This window comes from Peribacillus sp. NJ11 (assembly GCF_030348405.1).
In the GTDB taxonomy this organism is placed as follows: Bacteria; Bacillota; Bacilli; order Bacillales; family DSM-1321; genus Peribacillus.
In genome coordinates this window covers 4033739-4049574 of the sequence record NZ_JAUCFO010000001.1, presented here as the reverse complement: position 1 = coordinate 4049574, position 15836 = coordinate 4033739, and the positions used below count along the sequence as shown (strand labels likewise).

12 protein-coding genes, 1 pseudogene and 1 riboswitch are annotated in these 15836 nt (G+C 40.3%); of the genes and pseudogenes, 12 read left to right on the top strand and 1 reads right to left on the bottom strand.

Features of this window, described 5'->3' with window-relative positions; translation table 11 throughout:
• The first annotated feature begins 173 nt into the window (after window positions 1-173).
• The 8 genes and pseudogenes from QUF86_RS28940 (at window position 174) to QUF86_RS19865 (ending at window position 6797) form a co-directional block, all read left to right on the top strand.
• Entirely contained in the window at window positions 174-398 is a 225-nt protein-coding gene (locus tag QUF86_RS28940) for a hypothetical protein (protein ID WP_483313929.1), read from the top strand.
• Window positions 377-637, top strand: a pseudogene (locus tag QUF86_RS19895) (amidohydrolase family protein); the annotation flags it as partial. The gene QUF86_RS28940 and the pseudogene QUF86_RS19895, both read left to right, overlap by 22 nt.
• Before the next feature lie 104 nt (window positions 638-741).
• Window positions 742-1974, top strand: coding sequence for a Zn-dependent hydrolase (locus tag QUF86_RS19890; protein WP_289335349.1), 1233 nt, complete (start codon window positions 742-744; stop codon window positions 1972-1974).
• A gap of 136 nt (window positions 1975-2110) precedes the next feature.
• A complete protein-coding gene (locus QUF86_RS19885; RefSeq protein WP_289335348.1) occupies window positions 2111-2254 on the top strand; it encodes a hypothetical protein in 144 nt (47 codons plus the stop codon).
• Between the two features lie 739 nt (window positions 2255-2993).
• Window positions 2994-3311, top strand: a complete 318-nt coding sequence (locus QUF86_RS19880; protein ID WP_289325054.1) for a DUF3870 domain-containing protein — start codon at window positions 2994-2996, stop codon at window positions 3309-3311.
• Window positions 3312-3503: 192 nt separating this feature from the next.
• Window positions 3504-4664 carry a DUF819 family protein gene (locus QUF86_RS19875; RefSeq protein WP_289335347.1) on the top strand — a complete coding sequence of 387 codons (1161 nt, stop codon included), beginning with the start codon at window positions 3504-3506 and terminating at the stop codon, window positions 4662-4664.
• A 15-nt stretch (window positions 4665-4679) separates the two neighbouring features.
• Complete coding sequence (locus tag QUF86_RS19870; RefSeq protein WP_289335346.1) at window positions 4680-5762, top strand: dipeptide epimerase; 1083 nt, start codon at window positions 4680-4682, stop codon at window positions 5760-5762.
• A gap of 24 nt (window positions 5763-5786) precedes the next feature.
• Window positions 5787-6797, top strand: coding sequence for a C40 family peptidase (locus QUF86_RS19865; RefSeq protein WP_483313928.1), 1011 nt, complete (start codon window positions 5787-5789; stop codon window positions 6795-6797).
• Between the two features lie 776 nt (window positions 6798-7573).
• Here QUF86_RS19865 and QUF86_RS19860 read toward each other — a convergent pair.
• Window positions 7574-7948 (bottom strand): Na-translocating system protein MpsC family protein, encoded by a 375-nt coding sequence (locus tag QUF86_RS19860; RefSeq protein WP_289316457.1) that lies wholly within the window; start codon window positions 7946-7948, stop codon window positions 7574-7576.
• A 244-nt stretch (window positions 7949-8192) separates the two neighbouring features.
• Window positions 8193-8334: riboswitch (cyclic di-AMP (ydaO/yuaA leader) on the top strand.
• Window positions 8335-9003: 669 nt separating this feature from the next.
• Between QUF86_RS19860 and kdpA the strand changes: the two genes are divergently transcribed.
• Genes kdpA through QUF86_RS19840 form a run of 4 tightly spaced genes read left to right on the top strand, consistent with a single transcriptional unit; the run spans window position 9004 to window position 15704 of the window.
• Window positions 9004-10677 (top strand): potassium-transporting ATPase subunit KdpA, encoded by a 1674-nt coding sequence (gene kdpA, locus QUF86_RS19855; protein ID WP_289335345.1) that lies wholly within the window; start codon window positions 9004-9006, stop codon window positions 10675-10677.
• Between the two features lie 22 nt (window positions 10678-10699).
• The gene (gene kdpB, locus QUF86_RS19850) at window positions 10700-12739 is read left to right on the top strand and encodes a potassium-transporting ATPase subunit KdpB (protein WP_289335344.1); all 2040 of its coding nucleotides are present in this window, start codon (window positions 10700-10702) and stop codon (window positions 12737-12739) included.
• Between the two features lie 25 nt (window positions 12740-12764).
• Window positions 12765-13322, top strand: coding sequence for a potassium-transporting ATPase subunit KdpC (gene kdpC, locus QUF86_RS19845; RefSeq protein ID WP_289335342.1), 558 nt, complete (start codon window positions 12765-12767; stop codon window positions 13320-13322).
• A 48-nt stretch (window positions 13323-13370) separates the two neighbouring features.
• Window positions 13371-15704 (top strand): histidine kinase, encoded by a 2334-nt coding sequence (locus QUF86_RS19840; RefSeq protein ID WP_289335341.1) that lies wholly within the window; start codon window positions 13371-13373, stop codon window positions 15702-15704.
• Window positions 15705-15836 lie beyond the last annotated feature (132 nt).

Genomic DNA, 15836 nt, shown 5'->3' with positions numbered 1-15836 from the left:
AGGTATAAAAAAACGATAAAACTTTTGACTATTTGTCTAATGAATTCATAATCTGGGGTGGATATAATGAATCTATTAAAAACGGAATATTCCAATAAGTGAAAGTGAGAGACAGCAAAAGAAAAGGAAATGATACGAGTAATGAGGGTAAATAATAAGGAAGGTGTGAGTGTTTGAAAGCTGATATCGTGTTCATAAACGGAGAGGTCATAACAGTTGATCAAAAAAATTCAGTTGCAGAATCCTTGGCAATTAAAGGAAATATAATCTCGGCAGTCGGAACGAATCAGGAAATCAAGGTTTTTATCGGAGAAGAAACAAATGTGATTGATTTGCAGGGAAAGTCATTACTTCCTGGGTTTATAGATTCTCATAAAGCAGGTCTGGTACGAAAATAGGGACGGTTCAATCGATTAGCGTAATGGAAGCCATTAAACTATACACTTGGAATGGCGCGTTTGCGAGTTTCGATGAGGATGTCAAAGGCAGCATAGAGGAAGGGAAGCTGGCAGACCTAGTAGTATTGAATGATAGTATTTTGAAGGTTGATCCTCAAAATATTAAGGATTTAAAGGTTGAATCAACGATTCTGAATGGAGAGATTCTCTATCATAGGGAATCATTAGTGGAAATATAATCTAGAGTATCTAGTAAACAACCAAGACTTTCACTATGATTTTTTTGGATTAAGCGAACAAATGTTGAATTTTTAGCAGGTTATCTAAAAGGGGGATTTTCGCTATGAAAAAGCAAAAATTATTAATTAATGGTGAGAGGCTGAGTCGTACACTCGAGAAATTCGCGGATTATGGACGCACAGAAAACAACGGAGTCACACGGTTATCCCTTTCCGAAGAAGATCGATTAGTCCGTGATTACTTTTGCGCTTGTTGTAAAGAATTGGGGATGACCATTAAGGTTGATGATATGGGGAATATTTACGCTACTTTAGCGGGAATTGAAAACAAACCGCCCATTGTAATGGGGTCACATATGGATACCGTTAAAAAGGGCGGGAGGTTTGATGGGATCTTGGGTGTAGCTGCAGGCTTGGAAGTCGTGCGGACTCTGGTGGAAAATAATATCCAACCAAAAATTCCGGTGATGATCGTCAATTTTACGAACGAAGAAGGAGCCAGGTTCGAACCTTCCATGATGTCATCGGGAGTTCTTTCAGGGAAATTCGAAAAATCAATCATGCTGCAAAAGACGGATAGTGAAGGAACCACTTTCGAAAGCGCCTTGAATGCCATTGGTTATGCAGGGGATAAAGAGTCCCGTTTAAAAGCAGCGACTGCATTTCTAGAGTTGCATATCGAACAAGGGCCCATTCTTGAACGTGAATCATTGACGATCGGTGTCGTTGAATGTGTCCTTGGAATGGTTTGCTATGAGATAGAAGTTACTGGAGAATCCGATCATGCGGGAACTACCCCGATGAATATGAGAAAGGATGCTTTTTTCACGGCGAATAGCTTGATTATGGAGGCCCGTCAGAAGCTGGGCATGCTTGATGAAGATTTAGTTTTTACGATGGGAAGGGTAAATGTGTTTCCTAATATCCATACGGTCATCCCTAATAAAGTGATTTTTTCGCTAGAAGCGAGACATAAGGATTCCAAGGTCATCGAAATGGTGGAGGAAGTCATTGAAGGCCTTACAACCACAGGTTCAGAAAGTGGCTGCGACATCCAAGTGAAAAAATTATGGGACAGGGATACCGTATGGTTCGATAAATCGATTTGCAATTTGCTTGAGCAATCGACCCATTCATTGGGCTTACCATATAAAAGAATGGTAAGCGGCGCAGGACATGATGCTCAGTTTATAGCTAGTTATATACCGACTGCCATGGTTTTCGTCCCAAGCATCAACGGTAAAAGTCATTGTGAAGAGGAACTTACTACCTGGGAAGATTGTGAAAAAGGCGTCAATGTAATATTGGAAACGGTTATTGCCATACAGTCCACTTAAGATGAATATATGGTTGGTTGAAAGCAGGAAATGACTGGGACCGAAGGATGCTATCAAACCATCGGCTTAGTATGAAAGTCAGCTAAACTGATGGTGATGCATCCATGTTAAGAAGCTAAATAGGGGAGGGTATAAATTGAATGCCATTAAGCTATTGCTTTTGGTTCCGCTTATAGGGTTCTTAGGTTTATTGCCTGAACTGTCGATATCGACGAACTTTATGAATATCGAAAAAGTGGTGCAGCAACCATCGACGAAAAGATATGTATGCGAAATATAAGCCTTATGAGGGGCTGAATTAATTGATTGGAAAAAATATTATTAATATAATAGTGTCTCAGACTGTAGGCAAACTCGATGAAAAGCGGGTTTGCCTACAGTTTTTTTAAAATAATAACGTTATAGTTGATTTCAGAAATCCGCTCCCTTTCCGCCAACTGTCTGCCAAGGCTCCTCGCCGCAAGCGTCTGCGGGGTCTCGGCTAGCCAGTTATTCGGCAGAAGTGTCGCAAATTTCTTCAATTATGGTAATAATCCTCGATGTGACCACTATGCTTTCGGAAAATGGAAGCTGTCATTGAAGTGGGCACTCAAGTGTTAAGCACGTGATTCGCTCAATACTGGTCCAAGAGGAGACTATTCTGCCAACCTTTTGTCGACAAACTGAGATACTATTAATTCAATAGTGTCTTTCATCTTTTATCTCCCAACTAAAAATAGAACGGAAGGAATCATGCTAATCTAGTTTAAGATTGGCAGCATAACCTTCCGTATAATGGTGTGAAGATGGGTATTTATCACTTAATGACATGCGTTTAAAAGGACTTGGGCTGCGTATTGGCCAGAACTTTTCAAGTCTCTTGCCGAAGGAGTTGGGAATTAACTTAATATACTAAATATATTGTCAAATGCATGTTATATATATTAGAATATAAATAACCATTTCATATTGTAATAATATAGATAGTCACCCTATTTATACCTGTTATGATGTCTGTAATGGCAGGAGGCACAAATATTATGTTTCATCAGAATACAGTATATATCGTTGGCGAATCGAAGGCGGCTTCTAATAACCCAATTACGCAGCAATTCAACTGCTTTTTTATCGGGTTCGTCATTGATAATGATACACATGAAATAGTGGATGTGGAATGCTCGACTACGATATCGCTTACATCGCGGTTCATTCATTCCATGTTAGTAGGTAAATCCATACTTCAACCCGATGAATTGGAGAAAGTAATTGAGAAACGTTACTTTGGTTCATCTCAGAAAGCACTGACCGTCGCTCTAAGAAATGCGAGCATTAAATATCAACAACTTTATAATTTATAGCTGCTTCTTTTGTTATTCGCGATTGAAATCCAGCTGTTAAAGAGTGTATGCGCACTCTTTGGCAGCTGGATTTTTTTATGTGGGGCTATGTTAGACTCTGTCGGATTTGAATTCTTCTTATTGGCTTTTTACTGAAGAGGAAAATCACATTTTAGTTTAACGGAACCCCCTAAATATAAGGAGGTATGGGAAATGATTCAAGATGGCGTGATGTTTGTCTGTTTTTTATTGGCATTTACTGCCGTGATTGCAGTAGCGGAAAAAAAGATAGGGGGAAAGTTCTTCAAGTATGTACCTGGTATTGTCCTAATTTATATTGGAGCGGCTCTGATGAAAACTTTTGGGGTCTTTTCAGACAGTGAGTCAGTCGAAAGTGCATATGGCACCATACGGGGACTCCTGCTTCCTGCCATGCTGATGCTCATGCTTTTGCAATGCGATATGCGTAAAATAATCAGACTTGGACCAAAGATGCTTTTAACTTTTTTTGCCGCTTCATTCAGCATCATTGGAGGGTTCACCCTTACTTACGTTTTAATGAATGGCTTTTATGCGGAAGGAACATGGAAGGCATTCTCGGCTTTAAGCGCCAGCTGGACGGGGGGATCTGCCAATATGGTGATCTTACAAGGCATACTCGAAGTTCCTGAAAATATTTTTGGTTATGCGTTGATCATGGATACAGTCAATTATTCCATTTGGGTCATGTTCTTGTTTTGGCTGGTGCCTCTTGCTGGAAAATTCAATATTTGGACTAAAGCGGATACATCGTTCATTGATCAAATGACTTCCGAGCTTGAAGCGGGGGAAACCACAAAAACGGAATTTGGATTTGTGGAATTGATCGGTTTCCTGGCGCTGGCTTTAATTGTATCAGCAGGGGCAACCAAAATGGGGGAAAGGCTGCCAGTACTGGGTGCCGCAGTGAATGCGACCACTTGGACGATCATCATTGCATCGACAATAGGTTTAATTCTGGCTGTCACAAAGGTTGGCCGTATTGCCGGTTCCATGGAAATTTCCAAAGTCATGCTTTATATAGTCATTGGTTTAATTGCTTCCCATGCCGATTTTTCACAGCTGTTTCAGGCGCCTGTGTATATTTTATCCGGATTTATGATTCTATTCTTTCATGGGTTGATCATGGTCATTTTAGCTAAAATCTTTAAGTTGGATCTATTCACTATGGGAGTTGCCTCATTGGCGAATATAGGAGGGGTGGCATCAGCCCCAATATTGGCTGGTGCATTCAACCGTGCCCTAATACCGGTCGGAATTTTGATGGCTGTACTTGGCAGTCTTCTGGGTACCTATTTTGGAATTCTTACATCATATATACTCTCAAGCTTTTAAGGAAGGGTTGTTAATATGAAGATTGAAAGTTTACAAGTATCAGTGGAAACTTTGCCACTTGTCAAGCCGTTCAAGACTGCATTACGTACAGCTATGGAAATTGAAAATATCATGGTTTCCGTGAGGTTGGAGGATGGAACGGAAGGTTTGGGAGCTGCAGCCCCCACGGTTGCCATCACAGGTGATTCTACAAAAGGAATCATGACTGTCATTGAAGAAGTGATCACGCCACATCTAATCGGCCGCGACATCGAAAATATCAATGCATTGTCTCAACTAATACAACGATCCTGTGTAGGCAACACAAGTGCAAAAGCTGCTGTTGAAATAGCTTTATATGACGCAGTCAGCAAACGATGGCGGCTGCCTTTATATCAATATCTGGGTGGTAAATCGAATGTCCTGAAAAATGATATGACAATCAGCGTTGATAAACCTGAAGAAATGGCAAAGGCGGCATTGTCCCTCATCGATGGCGGATTCTCAACAATGAAGATAAAGTTGGGGAAAGACTGGAGGAGTGACGTGGAGCGGGTTGCCTGCATTCGTGCTGCTGTTGGCGACCAGGTCATTATCAGGATTGACGCAAATCAAGGGTGGACAACAAAACAAGCGATTTCCATCATTCATGAACTCGAGGAAAAAAAGCTGAACGTTGATTTGGTGGAACAGCCAGTGCAAGCCCATGATATCGAAGGATTGAAAGAAATAAAGAGGTCTGTCCAAGTGCCGATAATGGCAGATGAAAGTTTGTTTTCCCCTCGTGATGCCATGAGACTCCTGAATGAACATGCTGTTGATTTCCTTAATATTAAATTAATGAAAACAGGAGGAATTCGACGGGCACTTCAAATCGCGGATATGGCAGAAGCAGCAGGGGTGGAATGCATGATCGGCAGTATGATGGAATCATCCGTGAGCGTAGCCGCCGCTGCACATCTGGCAACCGCTCATCCAAATATAACGAAAATCGATTTAGATGCACCATTATGGATTAAGAATGAACCATTTGAAGGCATTGAATTTAGGAAAGATCAACTCCTCATTGCCGAAAAACCTGGACTCGGAGTCAAGAGGAAATCCTCTTTTACTCAATAAAACTATTTTGAAAGGGTGATTATTTTGATTAGACGAAAAAGGTTAACCGTTTTAGTGCTATCTTTCTTTGCGCTCAGTATTTTAGTATTAAATCCCAACGAAGCCGGCGCAAGAGAACAGGAGAGAATTGCCTATGTGGATGTAACTGCTGCAACTCTTTGGACGGAGCCGGGTCTATTAAGGGAATTGGATGCCCCTTCAGCATCGAACCCCGTTGATTTGAATGCATGGATTAAATCCATGCATTATGAAGACAAACTGTGGCTTGTGGGTAACCTGGAGACACAAGCGTTATATGGTTCTAAAGTGACCATTCTAGAAGAACGGGGTGAATGGGTGAAAGTAGCTGCTGCCAATCAGCCTACGCCCCGTAATGAAGCAGGTTATCCAGGCTGGATGCCGAAGGGGCAATTGAAATTAGGAAAATCCTTCGAGAAGCAGTTCAATAGAGGATTTGCCCTTGTAAATGCTCCAAAGACTTGGCTTTATTCGGATTCGAAACATCGGTCGAAATTCATGGAGATCAGCTTCAATACACGTCTTCCGTTATTACAGGTGAAAAAGGATAAAGTGAAGGTGATGACACCAAGCAATGGAGCAAAATGGATAGAAAAGAAAGACGTGTCCGTCTACCGAGACGAAAGTCAAATTCCAGTTCCAACCGGTAAGGACATCGTAGAAACAGGAAAGGGATTTTTAGGGCTTCCTTACCTATGGGCTGGAATGTCCGGTTTTGGATTTGATTGCTCTGGTTTTACCTATACGATGTACCATGCTAATGGAATAACGATTCCAAGGGACTCCTCCATTCAGGCGCAACATGGTAAAAAGGTGGAACCAGAAGATCTTCAACCAGGTGATTTACTATTTTTTGCACATGATAAAGGGAAAGGAAGGGTCCATCATGTGGGAATGTATATTGGCGACGGCAAAATGATCCATTCGCCAAACAGCTCAACACATGTAAGGATAGATGAAATAAAAACATCGGGATACGGAGAGGAATATGCCGGAGCAAGAAGATATATCGAATGATTCTTAATGATACACAAACTCTGGTAAAAATGTTTTGAAGATAGATTATTATTTTGATGGTAAGAATGATCGAAAAATCACTATTGAAGTCTATGAACAAGAGAATGGTTGGTTTAAAAAAGATGCATCACTAGTGTTCCAAGTGCCGTGGTGTTGAATAAAGGCCTGTTGAGCAGTTTAATTGAGATGCAGTAAAAAACCTCTCAATAAAAAAACTCTTTTTTATTGTCTACTTGACAGGATAAAGTTAAGATTATCCCCAAAAAGCATGAATGTTGTTAAAACATCATTCGTGCTTTTTTTAGCGTTTTACACTTCGGAAGGGGCAGGATTAATATACTGAAATCTTTTTTGATAACTTACACTTGTTTTCCCTATTTGTTTTTTTCGAGCTTTGTCTTTGTGAAATTTATCAGTACTTTTGTTGTGTGAATAGTTACCAATAATACATTCGGCATCATTCATAGAGTAATATATATATGGAACAGAGCCACCAACAACACCTGCAGCTGCATAAGCTCCACTGTAAGGGGCTTTTTGTAATAATAGATAAAATATGCTGCAACACCTACTTTAGGAACCGCTGTTATATGTTTTCTAGCAGGTGGTTTAATTGGAGAATGTATAATGATAAAAAAGTGGTTAAAAGAAAAGTGAACCTTAAAAAACATCAGTGGGGTGGCAATTATTGTCACCCCACTGATGTTTTTCTAATATAAAGCTTTTTGTAATTATTTTACTATAATATTAAAGTGGTATAATCATAACTTTTTAACCTACTTGATGGTATCAAAAAGCCGTTCCAAATCCTTATCCATAATGAAAACTTCAATTCTTTCGCCAGTTTTAGTGCTTATATCACTGTGAGAAGAAAGAACCTTACAACCAGTATGATCTTCAACTATTTTTTCATAATCCTTAGTGTACATTTCACGAAGTAGTGAACGCATTTTTTTTACCAGTTTTTTGCCGGAATTGTGACTCACAAGGTGCTTTTCCTCAACAGTAAGGACACCCTTGAAACGGGTTATCAACATATCATTGATTATATAAGTTTTAGTTTCCTGAGGTCCTCTTCCTATCAATTCACGCTGGAACTTAATGAACGCTTCGCTTATTTCAGCCTCAATCCTTTTTTTTGTATTTATCATAATGCCTCCAGTTTATCTGACGAATTTATGGGATTTATCATAATGCCACGTCTAAGTTCCTGTCAATAACAGTTTGTAAAACTTTAGAAAAAAGTGAAAAAGTTAGTATATTTAAGAAATATAGCATTTTTGCTGATGAAATGGGTAAATATCGTCTTAAATGATCAGAAATGGAGGTTTTTAAAGATTAATAAGAGTTTACAAACCTTGAATGAGGGGCGTACAATAATCCTCATGAAAAACAATTTGATACCGGCCAAATCTCAAGTGATTGAGAACGGAGGACCCACTATTCATGGGGTTAATTCTGCATTTGCAGAAGGGATGAGATACTCTTTCGCCATCCTACCCGTCAGCTAACTTCGTCGGCTAAAGCGAAGGAGGTCATAAGACCACCTTGATTCAGGAGGCTTTTTTGTTATGTCATAGCAAAATGGCAACCTGACATTTCCGTAGGTCTTTTTATTATGCCTATAATTGAAAAGGTTTCTTGGAAGACGGATCGTGGAGTAAGCTCTATGGCTTGCTGGGCGTTAAGTAGACCAATGATTACTTTTTCTCCAACAAAATGTTTGTTTCTGTATATCTTTCTTTTTCTGATGCGTTCATGACGCTGTAGGACGGAGATTGGATTTGTGCAGGGCTGCAAACTAGGGGAAAAGTAACCATTGGTCTATTTTTTTATGCCTTAACCGACGTCTGCCTGAGAAAAGGAACAGTGTTAAAGGTCCAATATCATAATCCAAAGGTGAACGCTAGGAACCACGATTTTAGCCAGTAACTATAAGAAACCAATCTTTTAGGAGGTGAAGGGGAATAAAGACATTTAATGGCTGGGCGGGAAGGGAGAAGAAAAATGGATATTATAGCACTTTCATTAATGGCTACACCGTTTATCCTCTTTTTAGGATTCATTCATTTCTGTAATAAAGTCATTGCAAAGGGAGAGTAGAGAAATGTTTTTAATGATCATCGTCGGAGCGGTTACGTTGTATTTAATACATGCCTTAATATACCCGGAAAAATACTAAGGGAGACTAACGGAGGAGAAGGAAATGGATCTAGTGCAAATCGTTGCGGTACTGGCAGTTGCGATTATCTTAGCCATACCATTGGCTAAATATTTAACGAATGTTTATTCCCTTGAATTAACGAAACAAGATCGGGTGTTTGGAAGGATGGAACGGTATATCTTTAAACTATCCGGCATTAACACGGTGGATATGAAATGGCAGCAGTACGCCAAGGCACTGCTAATGAGTAATTTAGTGATGTTCTTAGTCTCTTATATTATCATTCGCTTCCAAGGGGAGTTACCAGGCAACCCCAGCAAGATAGACAACATGGAACCATTGTTGGCATTAAATACCGCTGCAAGCTTTCTTACGAATACCAATTTACAGCATTATAGTGGAGAATCGGGACTTTCTTATTTATCTCAAATGGCAGTAATCATATTCTTGATGTTTACGACCCCAGCTACCGGCATTGCTTTATGTATGGCTTTTTTTAGAGGATTGACAGGTCAGCGGAGCCTAGGAAACTTCTATGTGGATTTAATCCGTACGATTACTCGAGTGCTGCTACCATTATCGATTTTAATTGGTTTAGTCTTAGTGTCCCAGGGGGTTCCGCAAACATTTAGCCCTACGGCAGTCGCTACAACATTAGAAGGAGCCACCCAAAATATAGCAAGGGGACCTGTAGCGGCACTAGAATCCATTAAGCACATAGGAACAAACGGAGGAGGGTTCTTTGGGGTCAACTCAGCCCATCCGTTTGAAAATCCTAATGGTTTCACGAATGTCTTAGAAATATTATCCATGTTCCTAATACCAGCTGCCCTTCCGCTGACGTTTGGGTATATGGCGAGGAATAAGAAGCAAGGCTGGATCCTATTTTCAGCAATGGGATTCATGTTACTTCTCTTCTTTAGCATTACTTATTTTAATGAGAAAAATGGCAATCCAGCATTAGAGGAAATAGGCCTTTCGCAAGAGGATGGGAGTATGGAGGGGAAAGAGGTTCGTTTCGGGGTGGCCCAGAGTGCATTATTCACTAGTATAACTACAGCTGCCACCACAGGGTCGGTAAATAATATGCATGATACCCTAACACCGCTAGGAAGTGTAGCACCACTTGCAATGATGATGGTGAATTGTGTATTTGGCGGAGATGGTGTGGGTACGGTCAATATTCTCATGTATTCCATATTGGCTGTATTTCTTGCCGGACTGATGGTGGGACGTACACCTGAGTTTTTGGGTAAGAAAATTGAAGGCCAGGAGATGAAGTTAATAGCTATAGCGATTCTTCTCCACCCGTTGATCATATTAGTTCCATCGGCCATTGCTTTAGCGACACAAATGGGTTCAGCAGCTATTTCAAACCCGGGCTTTCATGGCATTACTCAAGTCGTTTATGAGTTTACCTCTTCAGCAGCCAATAATGGTTCCGGTTTTGAAGGTTTAGGCGACAATACCCCTTTTTGGAATGTTTCCACTGGTTTAGTCATGTTGTTCGGACGTTATTTTTCCATGATCGCCATGATTGCCGTCGCAGGATCATTACTTGTAAAGAAGCCTGTTCCTGAGACAATAGGAACTTTCAAAACGGATAATGGTACGTTCCTTGTCATTCTTTTAGCCTCGGTTTTAATTATTGGAGCTTTGACTTTCTTTCCAATAATTTCACTTGGACCGGTTGCAGAATGGCTTACGATTAGATAAATGTTGAAAAGGGGCATTTCAAATGAGAATAGAGCGAATAGCAAGTTTAAATAAGAACCTTGTTTATGAGGCAAGTAAAGATGCACTCAAGAAATTGAATCCAAAAGTTATGGCTCGCAATCCAGTCATGTTTGTAGTTGAAGTGGGGTTTGCCCTTACGCTTCTTCTGTCTATATTTCCTGCGCTTTTTGGTGGAGTGGCTGATAGGGGGTATAACATTGCAGTATCCATCATTTTATTCGTAACGATCATTTTTTCTAATTTTGCCGAAGCTCTTGCAGAGGGACGCGGAAAAGCGCAAGCCAATAGTCTCAAAAAGACAAAGCAGGATACTAAAGCAAGGTTAATCCAGAAAGATGGATCAGTAATAATAGTCGATGCCTTGCAATTACGTAAAGGCGATATGGTTTTAGTGAACGCAAACGATTTAATACCGACGGATGGGGAAATCATCGAAGGAGTGGCAGCCATAGATGAATCAGCGATCACGGGAGAATCAGCTTCTGTAATAAAAGAAACTGGTGGGGATTTCAGTTCTGTAACAGGGGGTACAAAAGTCATCAGTGATTATATCAAGGTTAAAGTCAGTGCAGACCCTGGTGAATCTTTCCTGGATCGGATGATCAATTTGGTCGAAGGAGCTAAAAGGAAAAAAACACCGAATGAAATCGCACTTGGCACTCTGCTGGTTAGCTTGACCATTATCTTTTTACTTGTTTGCACCACACTGGTACCGATTGCGTCCTATATTCAAGTTACCCTTCCAATCGCGACCTTGGTGGCATTACTGGTTTGCCTGATCCCCACAACAATCGGGGGCTTACTCTCAGCCATAGGAATAGCGGGTATGGATAGGGTAACACAATTCAATGTAATTGCGAAGTCTGGAAAATCGGTCGAAGCGGCTGGTGATATCAATACGATCATCCTTGATAAAACAGGAACCATAACACATGGTAACCGCATGGCTTCAGCCTTAATACCGGCTAGCGGTATATGTCAGGAAGAGCTTAACCAATATGCCGTATACGCATCTTTACATGATGAAACCCCTGAGGGCCGCTCTGTATTGGAATTCGCCAAAAAAAATGGGTTACCTGAAAAAATGCTGGATAAAAACGGTACCGAAGGAATTGAATTTACGGCGGAAACCAGAATGAGCGGAACGGACTTTCCTGATGGGAAAAGGGTCAGAAAGGGTGCAGTTGATACGATAATGAAATATATAGTGCATCAGGGAGGAAAAGTGCCTATCGGATTAAAAGACACTTGTGATGAAGTGGCTAAAAAAGGAGGTACTCCACTGGTTGTCACAGAAGGAAACCGTATACTTGGCACAATATACTTGAAAGATACTGTGAAACCAGGCATGAAGGAACGATTTGGTGAATTAAGGAAAATGGGTATTAAAACCATAATGTGCACCGGGGATAACCCGTTAACAGCTGAAACCATCGCGAAAGAAGCAGGTGTCGATGATTTTATTGCCGAGGCCAAGCCAGAAGATAAAATCTCTGTCATCAAGCGGGAACAAGAGGAGGGCAAGCTTGTTGCAATGACTGGAGACGGAACAAACGATGCTCCTGCATTGGCACAGGCAGATGTCGGGTTGGCGATGAATACAGGGACAAACGCGGCGAAGGAAGCAGCAAATATGGTGGATTTAGATTCAGATCCCACAAAAATCATCGAAGTGGTAGCGATTGGGAAACAGTTGCTCATGACTAGGGGAGCATTGACAACCTTTAGCATCGCTAATGATGTAGCTAAATATTTTGCGATAATACCGGCCATGTTCATGTTGGCGATACCTCAAATGAAAGCCCTGAACATTATGGGATTGGCGACACCCCAAAGCGCCGTATTATCAGCTTTAATATTTAATGCCATCATCATTCCGTTGCTAATACCTTTGGCGATGAAAGGGGTTAAATATGTTCCTATGAGCGCTACAAGATTGCTGACGAGGAATTTGACCCTGTATGGATTAGGCGGAGTGTTAGTTCCCTTCATTGGTATTAAATTGATCGATATGCTACTAGTCGTGTTAAGCATGTCTTAAAAATATAAATTAAGGATGGTAATCCATGTTAAAAAACTTACGTTTGGTTTTGGTGCTTCTAGTCATATCTGGAGTGGCCTATCCGTTACTTATGACAGGGCTAGCACAGTTGATGATGCCTGCAAAAGCAGAGGGCAGTTTAATTAAAAATGAATCGGGTGAATTGATAGGTTCCGCAATGATCGGCCAATCCTTTAAGGAACCCGGTTACTTTCAAGGCCGTGTTTCTTCTATTGAATATGATGCGGCGGGCTCAGGTTCGCCAAACTTTTCTCCTTCAAATGAGAAGATGATAAATCGGACAAGAAAAGACATTTCGAACTTTTTAAAAGAAAACCCTACTGTCGATAAAGCAGACATTCCATCTGACTTGATGACGAATTCGGGATCAGGACTTGATCCCAATATTTCCCCTAATGGAGCGAAGGTACAGGTTCCTCGTATAGCTCAAGAAAGGGAATTATCTGAAAAAACAGTATATCTACTCGTGGAAAAATATACAAGCGGGCGGTCACTTGGAATTTTTGGTGAACCCCGAATTAATGTTTTGGAGTTGAATATGGCATTGGACGAATTAAAATAATCATATTTTGGAGGGTTTAGACGACTCTCCTAATGAAATAGAACAATAATGGAGGTGTTAATTCTGTCGGAACAATTTCGAAGGAAAACACCAGATGAAATTCTAGAGTCGATTTCCAATATCAAAAGGGGAAGGCTGAAAATCATACTTGGAGCTGTAAGCGGTTCAGGCAAGACCTACCAGTTGCTTCTTGAAGGAAATGAAATGAAGAAACGTGGGATTGATGTAGTTGTCGGGGTAGTCAACAATTCCTGCAGTCCTGGGACAATTAAACAATTAGGCAGTCTTGAACTTATATCAACTATAGAATGGGAGCGAAATGAACACGTAGAACAGGATCTTGATTTAGATAAGATTTACAAACGGAATCCGGAGGTTGTTTTAGTTGATCGATTGGCTCATGAAAATCATCTAAATTCAAAAAACGCCACCCGATTGGACGACGTTATGGAATTAATCAGGAATGAAATCAGTGTCATTACGACGATAAATATTTATGAGTTGAAAGGAGTGAAGAAAGTCGCAGAACAATTACTGAATCTTTCACTTCACGTAAACGTTACACTTCCAGAAGATACTTTGACAAAGGCTGATGAAGTACGTTTATTGGATGTCACCCCTGAAGCCATATTAAAACGTCTGCAAAAAGGGGAAATCGGTAAAAAAGACGACGAAGGGCCGTTACAGTTTTATAACAACGGAAATCTAGCCACTCTTAGGGAATTGTCACTTCGGTTTTTAGCGGAAGAAGTTGAAGAGGACCTGACTGAACACAGGGAACTAGAAGGGTTAATGGGGCCTTCAGGTGCCACGGAACGAATATTGGTCTGTGTACAATATCATTGGAATGGCTCCATATTAATAAGAAGAGGAGATCAGATTGCCAAGCGGTTGGGCGGTGAGCTTATAATCGCCAGCTTTATCCCACTATCAAAAAAACTATCAAAAGAGGAAGAAATCTTTAAAAGCTCCATGCAAAAACTGATCAATAAATTAAATGGAAGTTTTATTGAGATTACAATGAAGGGAGACGAAATAGCAGAAGAAATAGTTGGATTCTCCATGCACCATCAGATAACTCGAATTATCCTGGGCCAATCCAAAAAGCCAGTGTGGGAAGAAATGGTCAAAGGTTCCATAGTCAATAAAATATTGAGAAAATCCAAGGGCATTGATGTTTATATTGTGGCAGACCGAGTAAAAGCACTTGGTGAGAGAATCATTCCCGCAATCAAGACGGAAAAAAGGAGGGAAAATCCTTATCGCAGGCTCCCGCCCGATGAAATGCATGATAAAGTCGAAAGGGTGAAAAAAGGGACATTTAAGATTTATATCGGAGCTGCTCCTGGTGTTGGGAAAACATATACAATGCTAAGGGAAGCAAATCACCTGAAAGTAAATGAAATTGATATAGTGATTGGATTATTGGAGACACACGGGCGTAAAGAGACAGCTGCCCAAGTGGGAAATTTAGAAATCATGTCAAAAAAAATTGTTCCATATAAAAACGTATTATTGGAGGAAATGGATCTAGATTCAATTATCAATCGGAATCCTGAAGTAGTCCTGATAGATGAATTAGCACATACGAATGTACCGGGAAGCAAGAATCAAAAAAGATATCAAGATGTAATGACCATTTTGGAAGCCGGAATTTCGGTTATTTCCACCATGAATATTCAACATATAGAAAGTTTGAAAGATAATGTGAAGCAAATTACAGGTGTGTCCGTAAGAGAAACAGTACCCGACAGCATTCTTCAATTATCGGATGAACTTGAGTTGATCGATATCTCACCACATGCGCTCAGAAAAAGGATGGAGGAAGGTAATATATATGCCATGGATAAAGTGGAACAGTCCCTTAGCCATTTCTTCAAGACACAAAACCTTATAGCGTTGAGAGAACTTGCGCTCCGTGAATTAGCAGATGATGTGGATGACAGGTTAGAGTCAATGAAACGTAAGGAAGGAGTTAGAGGACCATGGAGAAAAGATGAAGTGATTTTTGTCAGTGTCAATCTTAGAGCAAATGCTGAGCGTTTAATTAGAAGGGGGTTTCGCATAGCCTATCGTCTTAAAGCGGATTGGTATGTTATTTTCGTCAAACATCAAAATGAACTGCAAACTGATGAAAAGGTGATACTAGATAAACTGGTAAGCCTTACACAACGCTTAGGAGGCGTTTTTGAATTATATACAACGAGGGATAGACGATCAGTGGTCAATGAAATCAAGAAACAATTACATGACAAAAAAGCATCACAAGTCATTTTAGGACAATCAGCAAGAACGAGATGGCAAGAAATGATGGGTGGATCTATTGCAGTTCGTCTACTAAGAGAAGCTAGACACCTGGATGTTTTGATCGTAGCTGATTAAATCTCCAGGAGGTAGTTATTTTTTTAGAAATGATGATCATGAATTTCATCAAATTCATTTTATCTATAGCTATAAGGAAAAATATGGTACAATTAATTACAGAATTTTCATTGTATAATAAAAATAAGGGGT